The organism is Pseudomonas sp. TE3552, assembly GCF_056278945.1.
Genome location: NZ_JBWBQJ010000001.1, coordinates 5572858 through 5594590, shown reverse-complemented (window position 1 = coordinate 5594590; position 21733 = coordinate 5572858). Strand labels below are relative to the sequence as shown.

Annotated in this window: 21 protein-coding genes, 1 other RNA gene and 1 pseudogene; 12 read left to right on the top strand and 11 right to left on the bottom strand. The window is 59.5% G+C overall.

Translation table 11 applies throughout. The annotated features are described in order from the left end of the window. On the bottom strand, positions 1 to 555 hold the full coding sequence (locus tag ACZ9BB_RS25295) for a YecA/YgfB family protein (RefSeq protein WP_063342189.1): 555 nt from the start codon (positions 553 to 555) through the stop codon (positions 1 to 3). A gap of 125 nt (positions 556 to 680) precedes the next feature. On the opposite strand from ACZ9BB_RS25295, the gene ACZ9BB_RS25290 reads away from it, so the two are divergent. The 4 genes from ACZ9BB_RS25290 to ACZ9BB_RS25275 all read left to right on the top strand — a co-directional run bounded on the left by ACZ9BB_RS25290 (position 681) and on the right by ACZ9BB_RS25275 (position 2104). Next, a complete protein-coding gene (locus tag ACZ9BB_RS25290; RefSeq protein ID WP_007899405.1) occupies positions 681 to 890 on the top strand; it encodes a TIGR02449 family protein in 210 nt (69 codons plus the stop codon). Then, the gene (locus ACZ9BB_RS25285) at positions 887 to 1204 is read left to right on the top strand and encodes a cell division protein ZapA (protein ID WP_258698566.1); all 318 of its coding nucleotides are present in this window, start codon (positions 887 to 889) and stop codon (positions 1202 to 1204) included. Before ACZ9BB_RS25290 ends, ACZ9BB_RS25285 begins: the two co-directional genes overlap by 4 nt. Before the next feature lie 30 nt (positions 1205 to 1234). Then, a non-coding RNA gene (gene ssrS, locus ACZ9BB_RS25280) (6S RNA) lies at positions 1235 to 1413 on the top strand. A gap of 85 nt (positions 1414 to 1498) precedes the next feature. Continuing rightward, positions 1499 to 2104, top strand: coding sequence for a 5-formyltetrahydrofolate cyclo-ligase (locus ACZ9BB_RS25275; protein ID WP_476217226.1), 606 nt, complete (start codon positions 1499 to 1501; stop codon positions 2102 to 2104). 35 nt (positions 2105 to 2139) lie between these two features. Here ACZ9BB_RS25275 and ACZ9BB_RS25270 read toward each other — a convergent pair whose 3' ends face one another. Continuing rightward, complete coding sequence (locus ACZ9BB_RS25270; RefSeq protein WP_018927582.1) at positions 2140 to 2289, bottom strand: hypothetical protein; 150 nt, start codon at positions 2287 to 2289, stop codon at positions 2140 to 2142. A gap of 201 nt (positions 2290 to 2490) precedes the next feature. Between ACZ9BB_RS25270 and ACZ9BB_RS25265 the strand changes: the two genes are divergently transcribed. Further along, positions 2491 to 2943: an EVE domain-containing protein gene (locus ACZ9BB_RS25265; protein WP_476217224.1), complete on the top strand. Its 453-nt coding sequence runs from the start codon at positions 2491 to 2493 to the stop codon at positions 2941 to 2943. A 115-nt stretch (positions 2944 to 3058) separates the two neighbouring features. Here ACZ9BB_RS25265 and ACZ9BB_RS25260 read toward each other — a convergent pair whose 3' ends face one another. Further along, positions 3059 to 3466, bottom strand: coding sequence for a flagellar basal body-associated protein FliL (locus ACZ9BB_RS25260; protein WP_019580533.1), 408 nt, complete (start codon positions 3464 to 3466; stop codon positions 3059 to 3061). Between the two features lie 150 nt (positions 3467 to 3616). On the opposite strand from ACZ9BB_RS25260, the gene ACZ9BB_RS25255 reads away from it, so the two are divergent. Then, positions 3617 to 4594: an NADPH:quinone oxidoreductase family protein gene (locus ACZ9BB_RS25255; RefSeq protein ID WP_476217221.1), complete on the top strand. Its 978-nt coding sequence runs from the start codon at positions 3617 to 3619 to the stop codon at positions 4592 to 4594. Positions 4595 to 4800: 206 nt separating this feature from the next. Then, the gene (gene glpT, locus ACZ9BB_RS25250) at positions 4801 to 6150 is read left to right on the top strand and encodes a glycerol-3-phosphate transporter (protein WP_476217219.1); all 1350 of its coding nucleotides are present in this window, start codon (positions 4801 to 4803) and stop codon (positions 6148 to 6150) included. On the opposite strand, the gene ACZ9BB_RS25245 is transcribed toward glpT, so the two are convergent. From ACZ9BB_RS25245 to ACZ9BB_RS25215, 7 genes and pseudogenes are all read right to left on the bottom strand, one after another. Further along, the gene (locus tag ACZ9BB_RS25245) at positions 6126 to 6794 is read right to left on the bottom strand and encodes a gamma-glutamylcyclotransferase (RefSeq protein ID WP_476217217.1); all 669 of its coding nucleotides are present in this window, start codon (positions 6792 to 6794) and stop codon (positions 6126 to 6128) included. The genes glpT and ACZ9BB_RS25245 overlap by 25 nt on opposite strands. A gap of 206 nt (positions 6795 to 7000) precedes the next feature. Then, entirely contained in the window at positions 7001 to 7969 is a 969-nt protein-coding gene (locus ACZ9BB_RS25240) for a CDP-6-deoxy-delta-3,4-glucoseen reductase (protein WP_476217215.1), read from the bottom strand. Beyond that, a complete protein-coding gene (ubiD, locus tag ACZ9BB_RS25235) occupies positions 7969 to 9435 on the bottom strand; it encodes a 4-hydroxy-3-polyprenylbenzoate decarboxylase (RefSeq protein ID WP_105340703.1) in 1467 nt (488 codons plus the stop codon). Before ubiD ends, ACZ9BB_RS25240 begins: the two co-directional genes overlap by 1 nt. Positions 9436 to 9515: 80 nt before the next feature. After that, positions 9516 to 11472: pseudogene (locus tag ACZ9BB_RS25230) on the bottom strand (acyltransferase family protein). A gap of 332 nt (positions 11473 to 11804) precedes the next feature. After that, positions 11805 to 13064, bottom strand: a complete 1260-nt coding sequence (gene rho / locus ACZ9BB_RS25225; RefSeq protein ID WP_007899384.1) for a transcription termination factor Rho — start codon at positions 13062 to 13064, stop codon at positions 11805 to 11807. A 247-nt stretch (positions 13065 to 13311) separates the two neighbouring features. Further along, a complete protein-coding gene (gene trxA / locus ACZ9BB_RS25220) occupies positions 13312 to 13641 on the bottom strand; it encodes a thioredoxin TrxA (protein WP_003206727.1) in 330 nt (109 codons plus the stop codon). Between the two features lie 120 nt (positions 13642 to 13761). After that, entirely contained in the window at positions 13762 to 14469 is a 708-nt protein-coding gene (locus ACZ9BB_RS25215) for a FadR/GntR family transcriptional regulator (RefSeq protein WP_063342184.1), read from the bottom strand. Between the two features lie 256 nt (positions 14470 to 14725). On the opposite strand from ACZ9BB_RS25215, the gene ACZ9BB_RS25210 reads away from it, so the two are divergent. The 5 genes from ACZ9BB_RS25210 (at position 14726) to ppx (ending at position 19322) form a co-directional block, all read left to right on the top strand. Beyond that, positions 14726 to 15511: a transporter substrate-binding domain-containing protein gene (locus ACZ9BB_RS25210; RefSeq protein WP_476217212.1), complete on the top strand. Its 786-nt coding sequence runs from the start codon at positions 14726 to 14728 to the stop codon at positions 15509 to 15511. Between the two features lie 22 nt (positions 15512 to 15533). Continuing rightward, positions 15534 to 16202, top strand: coding sequence for an amino acid ABC transporter permease (locus ACZ9BB_RS25205; protein ID WP_476217210.1), 669 nt, complete (start codon positions 15534 to 15536; stop codon positions 16200 to 16202). Further along, positions 16199 to 16849, top strand: a complete 651-nt coding sequence (locus ACZ9BB_RS25200) for an amino acid ABC transporter permease (protein WP_476217208.1) — start codon at positions 16199 to 16201, stop codon at positions 16847 to 16849. The genes ACZ9BB_RS25205 and ACZ9BB_RS25200 overlap by 4 nt, the downstream gene beginning before the upstream one ends. Beyond that, the gene (locus tag ACZ9BB_RS25195; protein ID WP_476217206.1) at positions 16836 to 17573 is read left to right on the top strand and encodes an amino acid ABC transporter ATP-binding protein; all 738 of its coding nucleotides are present in this window, start codon (positions 16836 to 16838) and stop codon (positions 17571 to 17573) included. The genes ACZ9BB_RS25200 and ACZ9BB_RS25195 overlap by 14 nt, the downstream gene beginning before the upstream one ends. A gap of 246 nt (positions 17574 to 17819) precedes the next feature. Next, positions 17820 to 19322, top strand: coding sequence for an exopolyphosphatase (gene ppx / locus ACZ9BB_RS25190; RefSeq protein ID WP_476217204.1), 1503 nt, complete (start codon positions 17820 to 17822; stop codon positions 19320 to 19322). Positions 19323 to 19496: 174 nt separating this feature from the next. Here the strand turns inward: ppx and ppk1 are convergent, their stop codons facing one another. Beyond that, positions 19497 to 21719 (bottom strand): polyphosphate kinase 1, encoded by a 2223-nt coding sequence (gene ppk1 / locus ACZ9BB_RS25185; protein WP_476217203.1) that lies wholly within the window; start codon positions 21717 to 21719, stop codon positions 19497 to 19499. Between the last annotated feature and the right edge of the window lie 14 nt (positions 21720 to 21733).

The following is a 21733-nucleotide window of genomic DNA, read 5'->3' as shown; positions in this document are numbered from 1 at the left end:
TTAATGCAACGACGGTTTGGCAGCCGCTTCGTCGGTTTTCTTGGTTTCGGTGAACAGCAGCAACGGAGCGACGCGCAGGTACTCCATGACTTCCATGTAGTCGCTTTCGCCGTCGTCGGACTCTTCCAGGGCATCCTGGACCTGAGAAATCGCCGCCAGATCCTGCAACACTTCTTTAGCTTCTTCGCTCAACGCGTATTCACGGCGGGTCAGGCCAAAGCCGGCGAGGAAGCCCTGGCACCACTGGCCCAGCGCGGCCGCGCGTTCGGTGAGCGGCGCGTCGTCGGTCGGCAGCAACAGAACCACAGTCATGTCGTCGCTGGTCAGCTCGCCCTTGACCATCTCTTGCAGGCCGATCAAGGCGTTGCGAACGTTGTCTTGCGGCTCGCCTTCGAGCAGTTCGGCGGCGTCTGCCAGCCAGCTGTCGGCTTCGAAACCGGCACCGGCGCAACTGCGACCGAGCAGCAGGCCATGCAGTTCGGCAGGCGAGACGGGATGGCCGCTGGTACTCAGCAGGGTGGCAAAGGCTTGGTACGGAGAATTCTGAATGGGCATGGGTAGCTAGGCGCCAGACGGCGCTATGTCTAGAATGAAGGCCTTGTATCCTACATCGACAGACTCGCCAAGACTATTAAAGGCTGTCCGCCAGCTACCTCCCATCAGACGAACACGTGGACACAATGGAAGACACCGACCTGCAAGCGCTGATGGCCAGACTCGAACTGCTAATTACTCGAGTCGAGCAACTAAAGAGTCAGAATGGACTCCTATTAGCTCAGGAAAAGAGCTGGCGCGAAGAACGCGCGCACCTCATTGAAAAAAATGAAATCGCCCGGCGTAAGGTCGAATCGATGATTTCGCGCCTCAAGGCCCTGGAGCAAGACTCATGAGTTCAAGCAATAGCGTTACCGTGCAGATCCTCGACAAAGAGTATTCGATCATCTGCCCCCAGGAAGAGCGCAGCAACCTGATCAGCGCCGCCCGCTACCTGGACGGCAAGATGCGCGAAATCCGCAGCAGCGGCAAAGTCATCGGCGCCGACCGCATCGCCGTGATGGCCGCGCTGAACATCACGCACGATCTTCTGCACAAGGAAGAACGCCCGGATGTACAGGCCAGCAGCTCGACCCGCGAGCAGGTTCGCGACCTGCTGGACCGCGTCGATCTGGTGCTGTCGACCGATCCGGATGTCACCAAGGGCTGAAACGCGAAACCGCTTGGGGTATACTCGCATCACTCCCTGGGGTGCTTGCCAGTTGACGACGTCCCTGAGCCGATTCGCACTACCCTGGAGGTTGCACGTTGGGCTGGTGTGCATGTCCGCTAGACGGAAAGCCTTAAAGCCTACTGCATCTTCCACCTTGAACTTTCGGGTTCAAGGGCTAAGTCGACAGCGGTTCATCCGGGGAGCCTTATTTCAGTCCGATGCCGGTTTTCATACCGGCATCGGCTTTTTTACGGGTACGCTTCAGTACCCGCACTTCTGAAGCCCTGATCCATGACCGAACCTGCGCTGCTGCCCCGCCCGCAACTTCGACGCATGCTGCGCAAAGCCCGCCGCGCACTGACCCCCAGTCAGCAGCGCCAGGCTGCTCGCGGGCTGTATAAACAATTGGCCCAGCACCCGCTGTTCCGCCGCGCAAAACACATCTCCTTGTACCTGCCCACCGACGGTGAAATCGATCCACGCCTGCTGATGCGTGCCGCGCAACGCCGGGGCAAGGCGACATATCTGCCGGTACTCAGTGCCTGGCCGCGAACCAAAATGGTGTTCCAGCGGATTCGCCCCGGCGAAAAGCTCAAGCCCAACCGTTTTCGCATCCCCGAACCACGGCACAACATCGCCCGGCAACGCAAGGTCTGGGCGCTGGATCTGGTGTTGTTGCCACTGGTGGGGTTTGACGATGTCGGCGGGCGTCTGGGGATGGGCGGCGGCTTCTACGACCGAAGCCTGGCGTACCTGGCACGCCGAAAAGACTGGCGCAAGCCGACGCTGCTGGGCCTGGCCCATGAATGTCAGAAGGTTCAACGGTTGGCTCAGGCGAGCTGGGATGTGCCGTTACAGGGAACCGTTACGGACAAGGCGTGGTATTTCGCGGGCTAGACGCCACTGGAGTCAGCGGCGTCCAGAAGACAGGTTCAGCGCTTGAAGGCCGACGGCTGTTGCTGCGCGATCTCGACCGGAGCATCGGGTTTGTTGTTCCACAGGCTTTGGGCATAGCCGGTGGTCACGACACCAAGGCCGAACAAAATAACCAAAATCCATAGTAAATCCGGTTTGCGTTTCATCGATTGCCCCCCAAAGGCACATCAACACGATGACAGCAGCGGTTTCCGTTGTAGGTGTAGGCCGTGCAGCAGCGTCAAGCTTAGAAGGCCGGCATTTTGCGACAACGTGAACCGACACGCAAACGCTGGCGTCAACCGACTGTCGGTTTGTCATAAAATTGACCGACCACTTGCCCGCACACCTCGCAAGGAGCAAAAACCATGGCCTATTGGCTGATGAAATCCGAACCCGACGAACTCTCGATCAAAGACCTGGAGAAGCTTGGCCGAGCGCGCTGGGACGGGGTTCGCAACTACCAGGCGCGCAACTTCCTGCGTGCCATGGCGGTGGGGGATGAGTTTTTTTTCTACCATTCCAGCTGCCCGGAGCCCGGGATTGCCGGGGTCGGAAAGATTGTCGAGGCGGCGTATCCGGACCCGACGGCGCTGGAGCCGGAGAGTCATTATTTCGATCCCAAGGCTACTGCCGAGAAAAACGCCTGGAGCGCGATCGATGTCGCGCATGTCGAGACGTTTCCCAGGGTACTGAAGCTCGATTATCTGAAGCAGCAAACGGCGCTGGCCGAGATGCCCCTGGTGCAGAAAGGCTCGCGATTGTCGGTGATGCCTGTCACTGCCGAGCAATGGGCGGCGGTGATGGCGCTCAAACCGTAAAATTTCCAGCGCTACTCCGAATGTCATCGCGAGCAAGCCCGCTCCCACAGGAACTGTGCCGAACCCTGTGGGAGCGGGCTTGCCCGCGATGAGGCGCGCTCAGACAACAAAAGCCTTACTGGATAATGAGGTTGTTGAACAACAGATCCTCAACCACCGGCTTGCCGGTCTCGTCGTTCATCACTTGCTGGGTCTGCTTCAAGGCTTCCTGACGCAGCTTTTCCTTGGCTTCGACGTTGTTCATGGTTTCAGTGGTCTGCTGCGCAAACAATGCCACCAACTGATTACGAATCAGGGGCTCATTGGCCTTCACCGCCTTGGTCGCCTCGTCACCGGTCACCCGCAACGCCACGTCAGCCTTATAGACCTTGAGTTTCGGCGTACCATCCAACCCATAGTTGCCCACGAACGGCGGGCTCAGGGTGATGTAGTTGACCTTCGGGGCTTCACCTTCTTTGGCTTCTTCGGCCATCGCTGCCACAGGCAGAGACAGGGCCAGCATCAACATGATCCACGCTTTCACAATTCGCTCCTTATCCGGTTTGCGGCCAAGCATAACGACCCGCCGCTCAAGCACAAGCTTATGGCTGACTATCAGGGTCGGGCATGCTCGTTGACCCAATGACTCACACACCTACACTTATCGGCCATCACTCCCAAAGGAATAGCCCTGATGAAAGCCGTGCTGTGCAAAGCCTTCGGCCCCGCCGAATCGCTGGTGCTGGAAGACGTCGCCAGTCCTGTTGCGAAGAAGAACGAAATCCTGCTGGACGTGCACGCCGCCGGAGTGAACTTCCCGGATACGCTGATCATCGAGGGTAAATACCAGTTCAAACCGCCCTTCCCGTTTTCACCGGGCGGCGAAGCGGCCGGCGTGGTCAGCGCGATGGGTGAAAAGGTCAGTCACCTCAAGGTCGGTGATCGGGTCATGGCCCTGACGGGCTGGGGCAGCTTCGCCGAGCAGGTCGCGGTACCGGGCTACAACGTACTGCCGATTCCGCCCTCGATGGACTTCAACACCGCCGCCGCATTCAGCATGACCTACGGCACTTCAATGCACGCCCTCAAGCAACGGGGCAACCTGCAACCCGGCGAAACCTTGCTGGTACTCGGCGCTTCCGGCGGCGTCGGCCTCGCCGCCGTGGAGATCGGCAAAGCCATGGGCGCCCGGGTGATCGCTGCCGCCAGCAGTGCGGAAAAACTCGCGGTGGCCAAAGCCGCCGGCGCCGATGAGCTGATCAACTACAGCGAAACCAGCCTCAAAGACGAAATCAAACGCCTGACCGATGGCCAGGGCGCCGACGTGATCTACGATCCGGTGGGCGGCGATCTGTTCGACCAGGCCATCCGCGCCATCGCCTGGAACGGCCGCCTGTTGGTGGTCGGCTTCGCCAGCGGACGCATTCCTGAGCTGCCCGTGAACCTGGCGCTGCTCAAGGGTGCGGCGGTAATCGGCGTGTTCTGGGGTTCCTTCGCCCAACGCCAGCCGCAGGACAACGCAGCAAACTTCCAGCAACTGTTTGGCTGGTTTGCCGAGGGCAAGTTGAAGCCGCTGGTGTCTCAGGTGTATCCGCTGAACAAGGCGGCGCAAGCCATCAATGACCTTGGCCAGCGCAAGGCGGTCGGGAAAGTGGTGGTTCAGGTTCGCTGATTGTTTGCCTGCCCGGGTCGCCCACCCTGCGACCCGGGTTCGCCATTCCTATACCGCCCTCTATTTATACCTGAGCGACAGGTTCATAAAAGAACATGCGATCTCCAATATTTCCGCTGTTTTGCGGCTGCGAACCGATGCTATTTTCGGTAACGAAACTGTAACATTCGCATTCGCAGTCAAAACAAGAAATCTGGAGCTCTTGAATGTTTGCTTTCTTTCGTCCTGCCGCACATCAGGCTCCATTGCCTGAAGAAAAAATAGACAGCACCTACCGGCGCCTGCGCTGGCAAATCTTCGCAGGGATTTTCATTGGCTATGCGGGTTACTACCTGCTGCGCAAGAACTTCACCCTGGCGTTCCCGGACCTGATCGCCCAAGGCTATACAAAAGGGCAATTGGGTGTGGCGATGTCGGCGATTGCAATCGCCTACGGCCTGTCCAAGTTTCTGATGGGCATCGTGTCCGACCGCTCCAACCCGCGTTACTTCCTGCCCTTTGGCCTGGTGATGTCCGCTGGGGTGATGTTCGTTTTCGGTTTCGCACCTTGGGCAACGTCCAGCGTGACCATGATGTTCATCCTGTTGTTCATCAACGGCTGGGCGCAAGGCATGGGTTGGCCGCCGAGCGGGCGAACCATGGTGCACTGGTGGTCGCAGAAGGAACGCGGCGGTGTGGTTTCGGTCTGGAACACCGCGCATAACGTTGGCGGAGGCTTGATCGGCCCGCTGGCAATTCTCGGCATGGGCTGGTTCAACGACTGGCACAGCAAGTTCTACGTACCGGCTGCCGTGGCGCTGTTGGTCGCTGTATTTGCCTTCATTGTCATGCGCGATACGCCGCAGTCGACAGGCCTGCCGCCCATCGAGAAGTACAAGAACGATTATCCGGAAGGTTACGACGCCAGCCACGAAGAAGAATTCAGCGCCAAGGACATCTTCGTCAAATACGTGCTGCGCAACAAAATGCTCTGGTTCATCGCCCTGGCCAACGTCTTCGTCTACCTGCTGCGCTACGGCATTCTGGACTGGGCGCCGACCTACCTCAAAGAGGTCAAGCACTTCGACTTCGACAAGACGTCGTGGGCTTACTTCCTGTACGAGTGGGCAGGCATTCCGGGCACGCTGCTATGCGGCTGGATGTCGGACAAGATCTTCCGGGGCAACCGTGGCCTGACCGGCATGGTGTTCATGGCGTTGGTAACCGTTGCGACGATCGTGTATTGGCTGAATCCGCCAGGCAACCCGATGATCGACATGATCTCGCTGTTCGCCATCGGCTTCCTGATCTACGGCCCGGTGATGCTGGTCGGCCTGCAAGCGCTGGAGCTGGTGCCCAAGAAAGCCGCGGGCACGGCTGCCGGTTTTACCGGTCTGTTTGGCTATCTGGGTGGTTCAGTCGCGGCGAGTGCCCTGATGGGTTACACGGTGGACTATTTCGGCTGGGATGGCGGCTTCGTCCTGCTGGTCATCGCATGCCTGCTGGCGATGGCGTTCCTGGCACCCACTTTGGGCCACAAAAACGTCGCCAGTCAGAGCCGCGAAGTACTCGCCTGATCAGCCTTTGATTTACAGCGCTTGAGCCGCGCCTCCAGATTCCGGTCTGGCATGGCGTGGCTACGCAGGGCGTGGGCGGTCTGCTCGACATACTCACGCGTGGTGCCGTAACGCCCGCAAGCGCTTTCGAACACCTGGCTCAGCACATGATCCGGTAAGTTGCCGGCATAGCTGGGCAGGTGCCGTTCCAAAACGAATCCCAATGCCTGAACCTGGCTGCCATCTTCAAGACGGCAGTTGAGCCAGTGTGGGCGATAGGACGGGAATGGCATTTCACGCTGCCAGAGCGCATAAAGCGAAGCCTCGAGTTGTTCTTCGGGCAAGCGATAGGCAAACCCGCTGCACGAGCCGCCGCGGTCCAGGCCAAACACCAGCCCCGGCACTTCCGGCGTACCGCGATGTTCGTGGGACCACAGGTATAAACCGCGATGGTAACCATGCACGCGACCACGCACTCGCTCAACCGCTGCACATTCAGGGCGCCAGATCAGCGAACCGTAAGCGAACAGCCACACCGGCCCACCCTTGTGACGCGCCATGGTCGACTGCATCGAGCTGAGTAATTGTTCGTGCGTAAGCTGCGGCCCCAGATCGAGCCGCGGAGGGTAAGCCAGATTCAAAAAAGCAGATTCAATGGCGCTCATGGCGAATAGCGTTCAGCTCCCCGCGAGTGAAGAATTACTTAATAGAACGCACCGCTGTAACAATAAGGCACATATGAATCAAGGCAATTTAAGTGCCATGGCAGCGCTTTTAACTTATTGCCTGAATGACATATAACCTACCGGCATTTATTCAAATAGATAAATACCGATAGGCTATATAGCGAGTTATAACGATTGGGGCTGGATCAGGATCGCGGCGCGTAGGCAAACACATCCGCGCGCATCTGATGGGCATCCATTCCAGCTTCAACCAGCGCATCCAGCGTGCCATAGACCATGGCCGGTGAACCGCTGGCATAGACGTGCAAGGCTTTCAGATCAGGGAAGTCTTCACATACTGCCTCATGCAACATGCCGCAGCGCCCCTGCCAGCCGCATTGATCGCTGACGACTTTATGCAGGAACAGATTGGGCAGTTTCAGCCATTCGTCCCAATGCTCGATGGCATAAAAGTCTTCAGGACGACGCACGCCCCAATACAAATGCACCGGATGCTTGAAACCCGTGGCGCGGCAATGCTCGATCAGACTGTGGATCTGACCCATGCCGGTCCCGGCGGCAATCAGTACCAGTGGACCGTCCGGCAGTTCCGCCAGATGGGTATCGCCGAACGGCATCTCGATCCGCACCATCGGGTTGCGCTGAAGCTGTCCGATCAGGCTCAGCGCACTGCTTTCGCGCGCCAGCACATGAATTTCCAGGTCTCGCCCCGAATGCGGAGCAGAGGCCAGGGAGAAGGCTGACTTTTCGCCATTCTCACGTTCGATCATCAGGTACTGGCCGGCGTGATAGCGCGGCGGTTTGCCCGCCGGCGCACGCAGACGCACGCGCCAGGTATCGCCGCCGACGTCCCTGCATTCAATAACCTGACACGACAGGCTGCGCACCGGCAGTTCTCCTAGCGCGAGCACGCCATCCCACAGCACGATGCAGTCTTCCAGCGGCTCTGCAATGCAAGTGTAGAACTCGCCATGGTCGCGCACATCGCCGGCCTGCTCGACCCGCCCTTCCACCAGCAATGCGCCGCACACATGGCAATTGCCATTGCGACAGCTTTGCGGGCATTCATAGCCCAGGCGCCGCGCGCCATCGAGAATCCGCTCGCCGGGCAGAATCTCAAGCACTGCTCCGGAGGGCTGCAAGGTTACACGCATCAATCTATTCCTAACTGATTCCAGATGGCATCGATCCGTTGGGTAACGGCTTCATCCTTGACAATGACCCGGCCCCACTCGCGGGTGGTTTCGCCTGGCCATTTATGTGTGGCATCAAGCCCCATCTTCGAGCCCAGGCCGGAAACCGGCGAGGCGAAGTCGAGGTAGTCGATCGGCGTGTTGTCGATCATCACCGTGTCACGCTTGGGGTCCATGCGCGTGGTGATGGCCCAGATCACGTCGTTCCAGTCCCGTGCGTTGATATCGTCGTCGGTGACAATAACGAACTTGGTATACATGAACTGTCGCAAAAACGACCAGACACCGAGCATTACCCGCTTGGCATGGCCGGGATACGACTTCTTCATGGTCACGATGGCCATGCGGTACGAGCAACCTTCGGGCGGCAGGTAGAAGTCGGTGATCTCCGGAAACTGCTTTTGCAGGATTGGCACGAACACTTCATTCAGCGCCACACCGAGAATCGCCGGCTCATCCGGCGGACGACCGGTGTAGGTGCTGTGGTAGATCGGTTTGATCCGGTGGGTGATGCGCTCGACGGTGAATACCGGGAAGCTGTCGACTTCATTGTAGTAACCGGTGTGGTCGCCATACGGGCCTTCGTCGGCCATTTCACCCGGATGGATCACACCTTCGAGGATGATCTCGGCGGTGGCCGGCACCTGCAGGTCGTTGCCGCGGCACTTCACCAGTTCGGTGCGGTTGCCGCGCAACAGACCGGCGAAAGCGTATTCGGAGAGGCTATCCGGCACGGGCGTCACGGCGCCAAGAATGGTTGCCGGGTCAGCGCCCAGGGCCACGGACACCGGGAACGGCTGGCCGGGATGCTTCTCGCACCACTCGCGATAGTCCAGCGCGCCGCCACGGTGGCTCAACCAGCGCATGATTACCTTGTTACGGCCGATCACTTGCTGACGGTAGATGCCGAGGTTCTGGCGGTCCTTGTTCGGGCCTTTGGTGACGGTCAGGCCCCAGGTGATCAGCGGACCGACGTCGCCCGGCCAGCAGGTCTGCACCGGCAGCATGGCCAGGTCGACGTCGTCGCCTTCGATCACCACTTCCTGGCACACCGCGTCCTTGACGACTTTCGGCGCCATGGCAATGATCTTGCGGAAGATCGGCAGCTTGGACCAGGCGTCCTTCAGGCCCTTCGGCGGCTCGGGTTCCTTGAGGAACGCCAGCAACTTGCCGATCTCGCGCAGCTCGCTGACCGACTCGGCGCCCATGCCCATGGCCACCCGCTCGGGGGTGCCGAACAGGTTGCCGAGTACCGGAATGTCATAGCCGGTGGGTTTCTCGAACAGCAGCGCCGGGCCTTTGGCTCGCAACGTGCGGTCACAGACTTCGGTCATCTCCAGCACTGGAGAGACGGGGATCTGGATGCGTTTCAACTCTCCGCGCTGCTCAAGCTGCTGCACGAAATCCCGAAGATCCTTGAATTTCATTGATGATGGCACCCCTAAAATAGGCGTACATCCTACCTGCTCTGCCGACCAAACAGCAGCCTGTCAGTGCGCAGCAGCAATCAATTGTGATTTGCACCCAGCAGCACCGGCGCAAACAACGGGCTCAACCGGGCACTGCCGGTGTCCGACAGGATGATCCTCGTCCTTGTACTGCGAATGACCATTGATCTCGATACTGCAAACCTGGTCCCCACACATCAACGGCGTAGGGTCGATGACATGTACACCTGGGTCGGCGGCACTCATCGAGTCGAACAAGGTACTGAGAAAATGCTGGCGCGCCAGATGCTCTTCGAGCGGCCGGCCCAGCCCCTCGGCCGAACGCCCGATCCGGGCCAGGCTCGTCAGTCGGTCGACGGCACCCTTGCGCTGCAGCGGCACATCCTTGAACAACCAGACTTGCGCGCCCGCCCCCCTTAACGCCGCCACTCGCGCCTTGAGCGCCGTGGCCATACGCTCTTCGGCCTGGGCCGTATTGTCATGCTGATTAAGCAGAACCTTTTTATCGCCATCTTCGCGACCGTAAACGTAAAGATTCCAATTGGATGCCAGCACCACATCCTTAATCTGCAGGCTGCGAACCCGCTCCATCGTCTGTTCGTTGAAATCCTTGCAACGCTGGCGTAAGTCATCGCTCTGAAGCGGCGGACAGGCACTCATGCTGTAAAGCCACACCGGGCGATTCTCGCGTTTTGCGCTACTTTCGATCGCCGGCAACAGCGCTGCGGCGTGACTGTCACCCCAGAACATTTGCGTCGCCGGAACCTCTTCGTTACCCCCCACCAGACACGCCTTGTCCAGTTTTTTGTCCGAGGTCACCGACATGCATTTCAACTGCCCGGCCCGCCAATCCCGAGACAGTGCATATTCCAGCGCTTTGCCGGTAAGGCGTTGAGGAAACCCGTCCGCCGATCGCACTATCGAACCGGTGACCGCCAGAGCGACCATGGTCAGCAAGCCCCCCAACAACACGGGTTTGCGTCTGGCCAGCAGGCGTCTTTCACGGAATGGAAGTTCGACGAAGCGCCAGCTCAACCATGCAAGGCCCAGCGCCAACAGTATCCAGCCCGTAGCCTCCAAGGGCTGAATGCCGTCGATCGAAATGGCATTGGCGTAGACGTAGACCGGCCAGTGCCACAGATACAAGGAATAGGAGAGCAAGCCGATCCATACCAGCGCGCGAGCACTCAAAACCTGACCGACCCATGTAGAACCGTGCCCGCCTGACCAGATCAGCGCGGTTGCACCGAGCACGGGCAGTAAAGCCGCCCAGCCTGGAAACACCGTAGCCTTGTCAAAGGTGAAAACCGCCGCCAGGACCGCCATTAACCCGGCCACCCCAACAGACTGATAGAGCCAGGGCCGCACGGCTTGTTTTGACGCGGGCAAAACCGCGAGCATGGCACCGCACAACAGCTCCCAGGCGCGTGTTGGCAGCGAGAAGAAAGCGACATCGGGCTTGCGGTCGATATAGGCGATATTGAGCCCGAAAGACACCAGCAGCACGGCAAACAGCATCCAGCGCCAATGACGAACATGGCGCATCAACAACACCATCAACAGCGGAAAGAAGATGTAGTACTGCTCTTCAACGGCCAAGGACCAGGTATGAAGCAACGGTTTCAAATCCGACGCGGGCTGGAAATAGCCGTCTTCACGCATGAACAGAATGTTTGAAATAAACAGCGACTGATAACGAACCGTCCGTCCCAGTTCGGAGAAGTCCTTGGCCGTCAGCAGCAACCAGCCCAGAGCCAGCGTCGCCAGCAGCACCACGCTCAAGGCCGGAATGATCCGTCGTGCACGGCGAGCCCAGAAATCGACGAAGCTGAAACGCTGCGCGTCGATCTCACGGAACAGGATGCTGGTAATCAGGAACCCGGAAATGACAAAGAAGACATCAACACCGACAAAGCCACCGCTGAAAGTGCTAAAGCCAAAATGAAACAGCACGACCGGAATAACGGCCAGGGCCCGCAATCCGTCGATATCACGGCGATTGCCAAATGTGTGCATAACGTCCCTTGTCGCTGCTGATACAAAGCCGATTGAAAAAGGGACTCACCGGTAACGCGACGGCGGATATTCGACGCAGGCCAACTCAGGGAAAGACCTGTCAGAACACTTGATTCAATCGCCAGCAAGAGTGAATACGGAGGCGATAGATCCGCTGTTGGCGGGCGGCGGCACCCATTGAATGGGCGCCAGTTTACAGCACAGTAAGTATCAATCCAGATACAAAGTACCCTGCGCAAAAAAAAGAGCGCCCTTTCGGGGCGCCCTTTTTTGAAGCGTATGTCCCGTCCTGAATGGATTTAACCAGCTTCAGGACCAGACAGTACTTCGTGTTACTTACGCTTCATCGACAAGAAGAACTCGTCGTTGGTCTTGGTCTGTTTCAGCTTATCGACCAGGAACTCGATGGCAGAGACTTCGTCCATCGGGTGCAGCAGCTTGCGCAGGATCCACATACGCTGCAGTTCGTCGTCGGCGGTCAGCAACTCTTCGCGGCGGGTACCGGAACGGTTGATGTTGATGGCCGGGAACACACGTTTTTCGGCGATCTTGCGATCCAGAGGCAGTTCCATGTTGCCGGTGCCTTTGAATTCTTCGTAGATCACTTCGTCCATCTTCGAGCCGGTTTCAACCAGCGCGGTAGCGATGATGGTCAGCGAGCCGCCTTCTTCGATGTTCCGTGCAGCGCCGAAGAAACGTTTCGGTTTCTCCAGGGCGTGGGCATCGACACCACCAGTCAGCACCTTGCCGGAGCTCGGGATCACGGTGTTGTAGGCACGCGCCAGACGGGTGATGGAGTCGAGCAGGATCACCACGTCCTTCTTGTGCTCGACCAGGCGCTTGGCCTTCTCGATCACCATTTCGGCAACCTGCACGTGGCGGGTTGGCGGCTCGTCGAACGTCGAGGCAACCACTTCGCCGCGCACGGTGCGCTGCATCTCGGTCACTTCTTCCGGACGTTCGTCGATCAGCAGCACGATCAGATGAACTTCAGGGTTGTTACGCGCGATGTTCGCCGCGATGTTCTGCAGCATGATCGTTTTACCGGCTTTCGGCGGTGCAACGATCAGGCCGCGCTGGCCTTTGCCGATCGGGGCGCACAGGTCGATGACACGACCGGTCAAGTCTTCGGTGGAACCGTTGCCGGCTTCCATCTTCATGCGCACAGTCGGGAACAGCGGGGTCAGGTTCTCGAAGAGAATCTTGTTTTTCGCGTTCTCGGGACGATCGTAGTTGATCGTGTCGACCTTGAGCAGCGCGAAATACCGCTCGCCTTCCTTCGGAGGGCGGATCTTGCCAACGATGGTGTCACCGGTGCGCAAGTTGAAGCGGCGGATCTGGCTCGGCGAGACGTAGATATCGTCCGGGCCGGCGAGATAGGAAGCGTCAGCGGAGCGCAGGAAGCCGAAGCCGTCCTGGAGAATCTCCAGCACGCCATCACCGGAGATTTCCTCGCCGCTTTTAGCGTGCTTTTTGAGCAGGGAGAAAATCACGTCCTGCTTGCGCGAACGGGCCATATTTTCTATGCCCATCTGTTCGGCCAATTCGAGCAGTTCGGTAATCGGCTTTTGCTTGAGTTCAGTCAGATTCATATAGGAATGACGTAATCATTTATGGAGGGGGGAAATTAAGCTTTTGGCTTAATGAGGCCGCGCCGCAGAGAAGGCGACAGGATCGCGTACTTATTCGAAAAGGAGTGCGTCGGCGACGGCTAGCAGGGGGCAGTGGAGAAACCAGTGCGGGGCCGAATGTACCACCTGAGTTTCGGAGCGTCTAGCCCTCAATAATGAAAAGGCCCCGCGATATGCGGGGCCTTTTCATGACACTTTATAACAACGCTTAGATGTTGGCGTCGAGGAAAGCCGCCAGTTGCGACTTCGACAGCGCGCCGACCTTGGTGGCTTCGACGTTGCCGTTCTTGAACAGCATCAGCGTCGGGATACCACGCACGCCATGCTTGGCCGGGGTTTCCTGGTTCTCGTCGATGTTCAGTTTGGCTACGGTCAGCTTGCCTTTGTAGGTCTCAGCGATTTCGTCCAGAACAGGAGCGATCATTTTGCAAGGGCCGCACCATTCAGCCCAGTAGTCGACCAGTACAGCGCCTTCGGCCTTGAGTACGTCGGCCTCGAAGCTAGCGTCGCTAACGTGTTTGATAAGATCGCTGCTCATGGAAGTCTCCAGGTTGTAAGCAAAAAAACGTGGCCCATCATAGCCGCCCTTCCCGCGTTCAGGAAGCTGCAGATGATTGAGTCTCGCTATGGTGGCCCATGAATTTGGGTATAGCTCAAGTCACGAAGTGGCGGGAGCGACGAAAGCAATTCCGGTGCGAAGCGCAGCGTTGCGCACATGTTCCTGCATGGCCTTCTGCGCGGCGCCAGAGGCCCGGCGAGCCAGCGCGCGAAGGATTTTACGGTGTTCCTGCCAGGTTTCCATGGCCCGTTCGGCCCGGATGAACGGTAGCTTCTGGCTCTCCAGAAAGATATCGGCACTGGCCGTCAGGATGCTCAGCATCGCCTGATTGCCGCTGGCCAGCAGGATGCGCCGGTGAAACTCGAAGTCCAGCCGCGCCGCCGCCTCAAAGTCGGCGGCACGCAGTTCGTTGCGCATGGCGGCGACGTTGTCTTCCAGGGCATCAAGATCGTCGGTGCTCAGGGTCACGGCCGCCAGCCCGGCGGCAAACCCCTCCAATGCGTAGCGCAACTGGAAGATGTCCAGCGGCGATGCCTGGGCCGCGAACGGCCAGCCCGGCGCCGCATCACCCCGAGGCAAGTCGACCGGCGATTGCACGAACACGCCCTTGCCCGGCTGGATACTGATCACGCCCAACGCACTCAGGGATGACAATGCCTCACGCAACGACGCCCGGCTGACCCCCAATTGCACCGCCAGGTCCCGTTGCGAAGGCAAGGCATCCCCCGCCCCGAAACCTTGTTCGGTGATCAGCTTGCGGATGGCTTGCAGCGCCACTTCGGGTACCGCGCGAGAAATCGAATTCATGGTTTTTCAGACGAACCAGGCCAATGAGCGGCTAGTTGTAAAGCTATTCGCGGCGTCCGGCAAGTCGTGCCCCATGGGGGTTCGGGAATTTTCACGGGTGCGCCATCGGGGTGCGAAATACGACCCGACTGTTCAGACCAGTAAGACCGAACAACATCAGTAAAACCGTGCCTTGCACCCCCCAAATCCGAATCTTGGCATGGCCCGTGCTGTGTCGATCCGCAGAAATCACTTCCCGCCGATCCGGAGATTTGCCATGACCATGCGTTACAGCGCCCTCCTCACCGCCTTGTTTGCCAGCCTGATGCTGAGCCAGGCACCCGCCCACGCCGACGGTCTGGAGGATGTGGTCAAACGCGGCACCCTCAAAGTCGCCGTGCCCCAGGACTTTCCGCCGTTCGGTTCGGTCGGCCCCGACATGAAACCTCGCGGCCTCGACATCGACACCGCCAAACTGCTGGCCGACCAACTCAAGGTCAAACTCGAACTGACCCCGGTCAACAGCACCAACCGCATTCCGTTCCTGACCACCGGCAAGGTCGACCTGGTGATTTCCAGCCTCGGCAAGAACCCTGAGCGCGAGAAAGTCATCGACTTCTCCCGCGCCTACGCACCGTTCTACCTCGCCGTGTTCGGCCCGCCAGACGCTGCCATCAGTGGCCTGGACGATCTCAAGGGCAAAACCATCAGCGTCACCCGTGGCGCCATCGAAGACATCGAATTGACCAAAGTCGCCCCCGAAGGCGCGACCATCAAACGCTTCGAAGACAACAACTCGACCATCGCCGCCTACCTCGCCGGCCAGGTCGACCTGATCGCCAGCGGCAACGTGGTGATGGTGGCGATCAGCGAGAAAAACCCGAAACGCGTGCCGGCGCTGAAAGTGAAGCTCAAGGATTCGCCGGTTTACGTTGGCGTGAACAAAAACGAGCCGGCATTGCTGGGCAAGGTCAACGACATCCTCACCACGGCCAAGGCTGACGGCGCGCTGGAAAAAAATTCGCAAACCTGGCTGAAAGAGCCGCTGCCGGCCGATCTCTGATCGTTCGCGCGGGAGACGATTTATGGCTTATCAGTTCAATTTCTTGCCGGTGGTGGAAAACACCGACCTGCTGCTGCGCGGTGCGCTGTTCACCCTTGAGCTGACGGCCATTGGCGCGGTGTTCGGGGTTGGCCTGGGCATCGTCGGGGCGCTGGTGCGGGCGTGGAACATCCGCCCGTTCGCCGGCATTTTCGGGGTTTACGTCGAGTTGATCCGCAACACGCCATTCCTGGTGCAGTTGTTTTTCATCTTCTTCGGTTTGCCGTCGCTGGGCCTGCAGATTTCCGAATGGCAGGCGGCGGTGCTGGCGATGGTGATTAACCTTGGCGCCTACTCGACCGAAATCATCCGCGCCGGCATCCAGGCGATCCCTCGCGGGCAACTGGAAGCCGCGGCCGCTTTGGCGATGACGCGCTTCGAAGCCTTCCGCCACGTGGTTCTGTTGCCGGCGCTGGGCAAGGTCTGGCCGGCCCTGAGCAGCCAAATCATCATCGTGATGCTCGGCTCGGCGGTCTGCTCGCAGATCGCCACCGAAGAGTTGAGCTTCGCCGCCAACTTCATTCAATCGCGCAACTTCCGCGCCTTTGAAACTTATGCCCTGACCACACTGATCTACCTGTGCATGGCGCTGCTGATCCGCCAATTGCTGAACTGGATCGGCCGGCGCTACATAGCAAGGAGCAGCCAATGAGCGATTTCACCTTCTGGGACATCCTGCGCAACCTGCTCATGGGCCTGCAATGGACCCTGGCGTTGTCGCTGGTGGCGTTTATCGGCGGTGGGCTGATCGGCTTGCTGATCATGGTGATGCGGATTTCAAAAAAATCCCTGCCCAGCAACTTCGCCCGCACTTACATCGAATTGTTCCAGGGCACGCCGCTGTTGATGCAGCTGTTCCTGGTGTTCTTCGGCGTGGCGTTGGCCGGGGTGGAAATTTCGCCGTGGATGGCTGCGGCCATTGCCTTGACGCTGTTCACCAGTGCTTATCTGGCGGAGATCTGGCGCGGTTGCGTCGACTCGATCCCCAATGGCCAATGGGAAGCCTCGTCGAGCCTGGCGCTCAACCCGCTGGAACAATTGCGCTACGTGATCCTGCCGCAAGCCCTGCGCATCGCCGTGGCGCCGACCGTGGGCTTTTCGGTGCAAGTGGTCAAAGGCACCGCCGTCACCTCGATTATCGGCTTCACCGAACTGACCAAAACCGGCGGCATGCTCGCCAACGCAACTTTCGAGCCCTTCATGGTCTACGGCCTGGTGGCGCTCGGTTACTTCCTGCTCTGCTACCCCTTGTCCCTCAGTGCGCGCTACCTGGAAAGGAGACTGCATGCCTCTGCTTAGAATTTCCGCCCTGCATAAATACTACGGCGACCACCATGTACTCAAAGGCATCGACCTAAGTGTCGAGGAAGGCCAGGTGGTAGCGATCATCGGCCGCAGTGGCTCGGGCAAGTCCACTTTGCTGCGTACTCTCAATGGCCTGGAATCGATCAATGACGGAGTGATCGAAGTCGACGGCGAATACCTCGACGCCGCCCGCGCCGACCTGCGCAGCCTGCGGCAGAAAGTCGGGATGGTGTTCCAGCAGTTCAACCTGTTCCCGCACCTGACCGTCGGCGAAAACGTCATGCTTGCGCCACAAGTGGTGCAGAAAGCGCCCAAAGCCAAAGCCGCCGAACTGGCGCGGCAGATGCTGGAACGGGTCGGGCTGGGCGAGAAATTCGATGCCTTCCCGGACCGACTCTCTGGCGGCCAACAGCAACGGGTGGCGATCGCCCGCGCACTGGCGATGTCGCCCAAGGTGCTGTTGTGCGACGAGATCACCTCGGCGCTGGACCCGGAGTTGGTCAATGAAGTACTCAGCGTGGTCCGGCAATTGGCCAGGGAAGGCATGACGCTGATCATGGTCACCCATGAAATGCGCTTCGCCCGCGAGGTTGGGGATAAATTGGTGTTCATGCACCAGGGCAAGGTGCACGAGGTGGGGGATCCGAAGGTGTTGTTTGCCAATCCGCAGACGGCGGAGCTGGCGAATTTCATTGGGACGGTCGAGGCGGCGGGCTAACACCTCTGTGGCGAGGGGGCTTGCCCCCGTTGGGCTACGAAGTAGCCCAAAAACCATTCAAATCAATTCCAGATAGACCGCGCATGCAGGTTTTACGACTGCTACGCAGCCGAACGGGGTGATGCGGCATTCCGACAAGCCCCCTCGCCACAGGGTTGTGTTGGATCAAGGCTTTCAACTCTACGCGTTGGCGGCAGCGTTTGATCGTGGCAGGATGTCGAGGTTATCGACCGAGACCCCCTGACCATGCCGCAATCCCAAGCCAAGAATCTGTCCCTGATCGCCGCAATCGACCTGGGCTCCAACAGTTTTCACATGGTCGTGGCCAAGGCCCAGAACGGCGAAATCCGGATTCTCGAACGTCTCGGGGAGAAGGTTCAGCTGGCCGCCGGCATCGACGAAGAACGTCAACTCAGCGAAGAATCCATGCAGCGCGGGCTCGATTGCCTGAAGCGTTTCGCCCAACTGATCGGCGGTATGCCACCGGGCGCCGTGCGGATCGTCGGCACCAATGCCCTGCGCGAAGCCCGTAACCGTGGCGAATTCATCCGCCGCGCCGAAGAAATCCTCGGCCATCCGGTAGAAGTCATCTCCGGTCGCGAAGAAGCTCGCCTGATTTACCTCGGCGTCTCCCACACCCTCGCCGACACGCCGGGCAAACGCCTGGTGGCCGACATCGGCGGCGGCAGTACCGAATTCATCATCGGCCAGCGCTTCGAGCCGCTGCTGCGCGAAAGCCTGCAAATGGGCTGCGTCAGCTATACCCAGCGCTATTTCAAGGACGGCAAGATCACCCCAGCCCGCTACGCCCAGGCGTACACCGCGGCGCGGCTGGAGATCATGAGCATCGAACACGCCCTGCACCGCCTGACCTGGGATGAAGCCATCGGCTCCTCGGGCACTATCCGTGCCATCGGCCTGGCGCTGAAGGCCGGCGGCCATGGCACCGGCGAGGTGAATGCCGAAGGACTGGCCTGGCTCAAGCGAAAACTGATCAAGCTAGGCGATATCGAGAAAATCGACTTCGAAGGCATCAAGCCTGATCGCCGGGCGATTTTCCCCGCCGGCCTGGCGATTCTCGAAGCGATCTTCGATGCCCTCGAACTGCAACGCATGGACCACTGTGAAGGCGCCCTGCGCGAAGGCGTGCTCTACGACCTGCTGGGCCGCCATCATCATGAAGACGTCCGCGAGCGCACCCTCAGCTCGCTGATGGAGCGTTATCACGTCGATCTGGAACAAGCGGCACGGGTTGAACGCAAGGCGCTGCATGCCTTCGATCAAGTGGCCGTGGATTGGGAGCTCGATGACGGCGTCTGGCGCGAACTGCTGAGCTGGGCCGCCAAGGTCCATGAAGTGGGCCTGGACATCGCCCACTATCAATACCACAAGCACGGCGCTTACCTGATCGAACACTCGGACCTGGCCGGGTTCTCCCGCGAAGACCAGCAAATGCTCGCACTGCTGGTGCGTGGCCATCGACGCAACATTCCCCGGGACAAGTTCGCCGAGTTCGGCGACGACGGCATCAAGCTGATTCGCCTGTGCGCGCTGCTGCGCTTTGCGATTCTGTTCCACCACATCCGCGGCACCCAGCAAATGCCCCAAGTCGCGCTGCACGCCAATGGTGACAGCCTGGATGTGTTGTTCCCCGAACACTGGCTGGACGACAACCAGTTGACCCAGGCCGACTTCGCCCTGGAAGCGGAATGGCTGACCCGCGTCGGGTTCGTGCTGAACGTGCGCTAAACCTGTGGCGAGGGAGCTTGCTCCCGCTGGGCTGCGAAGCGGCCCCAAAAAAAGGGACGGCTGCGCAGTCCAACGGGAGCAAGCTCCCTCGCCACAAGTCATTCACCGCTCGGGCGGGAGATAAAAAAGGGCGACCCATGTGGATCGCCCTTTTTTGTATCAACCGAATCTACGTTAACGAACCGCCAGGATCGGGCTGCCCAAACGCTCCAGCAAGGTTGCCTGGGCACTGCGCGGGTTCTGGTTGCCGGTCGGGGTGTTGCGGATGTAGCGACCGTCCGACTGCAGGCTCCAGCTGTGGGTGTTATCGGTCAGATAAAGCTCCAGCTCTTTCTTGACCCGCAAAATCAGCTTCTTGCCCTCGACCGGGAAGCAAGTTTCGACGCGCTTGTCGAGGTTGCGCTCCATCCAGTCGGCGCTGGACAGGAACATCTGCTCTTCGCCGCCATTGAGGAAGTAGAAGACCCGGGTATGTTCCAGGAAGCGACCAATGATCGAGCGCACGTGGATGTTGTGCGAGACGCCGGCGATGCCCGGTCGCAGGCAGCACATGCCACGCACCACCAGATCGATACGCACCCCGGACTGACTGGCCTTGTACAACGCGCGGATGACTTTCGGATCGGTCAGCGAGTTGAACTTGGCGATGATGTGCGCCGGTTTGCCGTCGAGGGCGAATTGCGTCTCCCGGGCAATCATGTCGAGCATGCCCTTTTTCAACGTGAACGGTGCGTGCAGCAGTTTCTTCATGCGCAGGGTCTTGCCCATGCCGATTAACTGGCTGAACAGTTTGCCGACGTCTTCGCACAAGGCGTCGTCGGAGGTCAGCAGGCTGTAGTCGGTGTACAGACGGGCGTTGGCCGCGTGGTAGTTGCCGGTCCCCAAGTGGGCGTAACGGACAATCTCGCCCGCCTCGCGGCGCAAAATCAGCATCATCTTGGCGTGGGTCTTGAAACCGACCACGCCGTAAATCACCACCGCACCGGCCGCTTGCAGACGGCTGGCCAGCTGCAGGTTGGATTCTTCGTCGAACCGCGCGCGCAATTCGATCACCGCCGTCACTTCCTTACCGTTACGCGCCGCATCCACCAGCGCATCGACGATTTCCGAGTTGGCGCCGGAGCGGTACAACGTCTGGCGAACCGCCAATACATGCGGGTCTTTCGCCGCCTGACGCAGCAAGTCGACCACCGGGGTGAACGACTCGAACGGGTGCAGCAGCAGGATGTCCTGCTTGCTGATCACGCTGAAAATGTTCTCGCTGTTTTGCAGCAGTTTCGGGATCTGCGGGGTGAACGGCGTGTATTGCAGCTCCGGATGACTGTCCAGGCCGGTGATGCTGAACAGCCGGGTCAGGTTGACCGGGCCGTTGACCTGATACAACTCGGTCTCATGCAGGTTGAACTGCTTGAGCAGGTAATCGGACAGGTGTTTCGGGCAGGTGTCGGCGACTTCCAGCCGCACCGCATCACCGTAGCGACGGGAGAACAACTCGCCGCGCAGGGCGCGGGCCAGGTCTTCGACATCTTCGGTATCGACTGCGAGGTCGGCGTTTCGGGTCAGGCGGAACTGGTAGCAGCCCTTGACCTTCATGCCCTGGAACAGGTCATCGGCGTGGGCGTGGATCATCGACGACAGGAACACATAGTTGTCGCCGGGGCCGCCGACTTCTTCCGGCACCTTGATGATCCGCGGCAGCAGGCGCGGCGCCGGGATGATCGCCAGGCCGGAGTCGCGACCGAAGGCGTCAATGCCTTCGAGCTCGACGATGAAGTTCAGGCTCTTGTTCACCAGCAACGGAAACGGGTGCGTCGGGTCGAGGCCGATCGGGGTGATGATCGGCGCAATCTCGTCGCGGAAATAACGACGAACCCAAGTCTTGAGCTTGGTGGTCCAGTAGCGGCGACGGATGAAGCGGACCTGATGTTTTTCCAGTTCCGGCAACAGAATGTCGTTGAGGATCGCGTATTGGCGATCGACGTGGCCATGCACCAGCTCGCTGATGCGAGCCAGGGCCTGGTGCGGTTGCAGGCCATCGGCGCCAGCCTGTTCACGGGCGAAGGTGATTTGTTTCTTCAAGCCGGCCACACGAATCTCGAAGAACTCGTCCAGGTTGCTGGAGAAGATCAGCAGAAACTTCAGCCGCTCCAGCAATGGGTAGGACTCATCCAGCGCCTGTTCCAGCACGCGAATGTTGAACTGCAGTTGCGAGAGCTCACGATGGATGTACAGGCTGCTGTCATCCAGGCCGGGAATCGCAATCGCTGGCGCCGCCACAACGGGCTCGGCCACCACCGCGGGTGGAGCAGGCTCCAGCTCAGGCGGGGTTTCAGCGATGTGCTCCACCACAGGTTGAGCGTCTTTTACGGCAACTTCAGTGAGTCCTTCGGTATTCATCGAATGTTCCTGGG

Bases quoted from the DNA above. Each gene is read 5' to 3' on its own strand.
- ubiD (WP_105340703.1), bottom strand. From the start codon at position 9,435: ATGAAATTCAAGGATCTTCGGGATTTCGTGCAGCAGCTTGAGCAGCGC.
- ACZ9BB_RS25275 (WP_476217226.1), top strand. From the start codon at position 1,499: ATGACCGAACCTGCGCTGCTGCCCCGCCCGCAACTTCGACGCATGCTG.
- ACZ9BB_RS25270 (WP_018927582.1), bottom strand. From the start codon at position 2,289: ATGAAACGCAAACCGGATTTACTATGGATTTTGGTTATTTTGTTCGGC.
- ppk1 (WP_476217203.1), bottom strand. From the start codon at position 21,719: ATGAATACCGAAGGACTCACTGAAGTTGCCGTAAAAGACGCTCAACCT.
- ACZ9BB_RS25240 (WP_476217215.1), bottom strand. From the start codon at position 7,969: ATGCGTGTAACCTTGCAGCCCTCCGGAGCAGTGCTTGAGATTCTGCCC.
- ACZ9BB_RS25245 (WP_476217217.1), bottom strand. From the start codon at position 6,794: ATGAGCGCCATTGAATCTGCTTTTTTGAATCTGGCTTACCCTCCGCGG.
- ACZ9BB_RS25285 (WP_258698566.1), top strand. From the start codon at position 887: ATGAGTTCAAGCAATAGCGTTACCGTGCAGATCCTCGACAAAGAGTAT.
- trxA (WP_003206727.1), bottom strand. From the start codon at position 13,641: ATGAGCAGCGATCTTATCAAACACGTTAGCGACGCTAGCTTCGAGGCC.
- ppx (WP_476217204.1), top strand. From the start codon at position 17,820: ATGCCGCAATCCCAAGCCAAGAATCTGTCCCTGATCGCCGCAATCGAC.
- ACZ9BB_RS25265 (WP_476217224.1), top strand. From the start codon at position 2,491: ATGGCCTATTGGCTGATGAAATCCGAACCCGACGAACTCTCGATCAAA.
- ACZ9BB_RS25210 (WP_476217212.1), top strand. From the start codon at position 14,726: ATGACCATGCGTTACAGCGCCCTCCTCACCGCCTTGTTTGCCAGCCTG.
- ACZ9BB_RS25205 (WP_476217210.1), top strand. From the start codon at position 15,534: ATGGCTTATCAGTTCAATTTCTTGCCGGTGGTGGAAAACACCGACCTG.
- ACZ9BB_RS25200 (WP_476217208.1), top strand. From the start codon at position 16,199: ATGAGCGATTTCACCTTCTGGGACATCCTGCGCAACCTGCTCATGGGC.
- ACZ9BB_RS25215 (WP_063342184.1), bottom strand. From the start codon at position 14,469: ATGAATTCGATTTCTCGCGCGGTACCCGAAGTGGCGCTGCAAGCCATC.
- ACZ9BB_RS25255 (WP_476217221.1), top strand. From the start codon at position 3,617: ATGAAAGCCGTGCTGTGCAAAGCCTTCGGCCCCGCCGAATCGCTGGTG.
- glpT (WP_476217219.1), top strand. From the start codon at position 4,801: ATGTTTGCTTTCTTTCGTCCTGCCGCACATCAGGCTCCATTGCCTGAA.
- rho (WP_007899384.1), bottom strand. From the start codon at position 13,064: ATGAATCTGACTGAACTCAAGCAAAAGCCGATTACCGAACTGCTCGAA.
- ACZ9BB_RS25295 (WP_063342189.1), bottom strand. From the start codon at position 555: ATGCCCATTCAGAATTCTCCGTACCAAGCCTTTGCCACCCTGCTGAGT.
- ACZ9BB_RS25290 (WP_007899405.1), top strand. From the start codon at position 681: ATGGAAGACACCGACCTGCAAGCGCTGATGGCCAGACTCGAACTGCTA.
- ACZ9BB_RS25195 (WP_476217206.1), top strand. From the start codon at position 16,836: ATGCCTCTGCTTAGAATTTCCGCCCTGCATAAATACTACGGCGACCAC.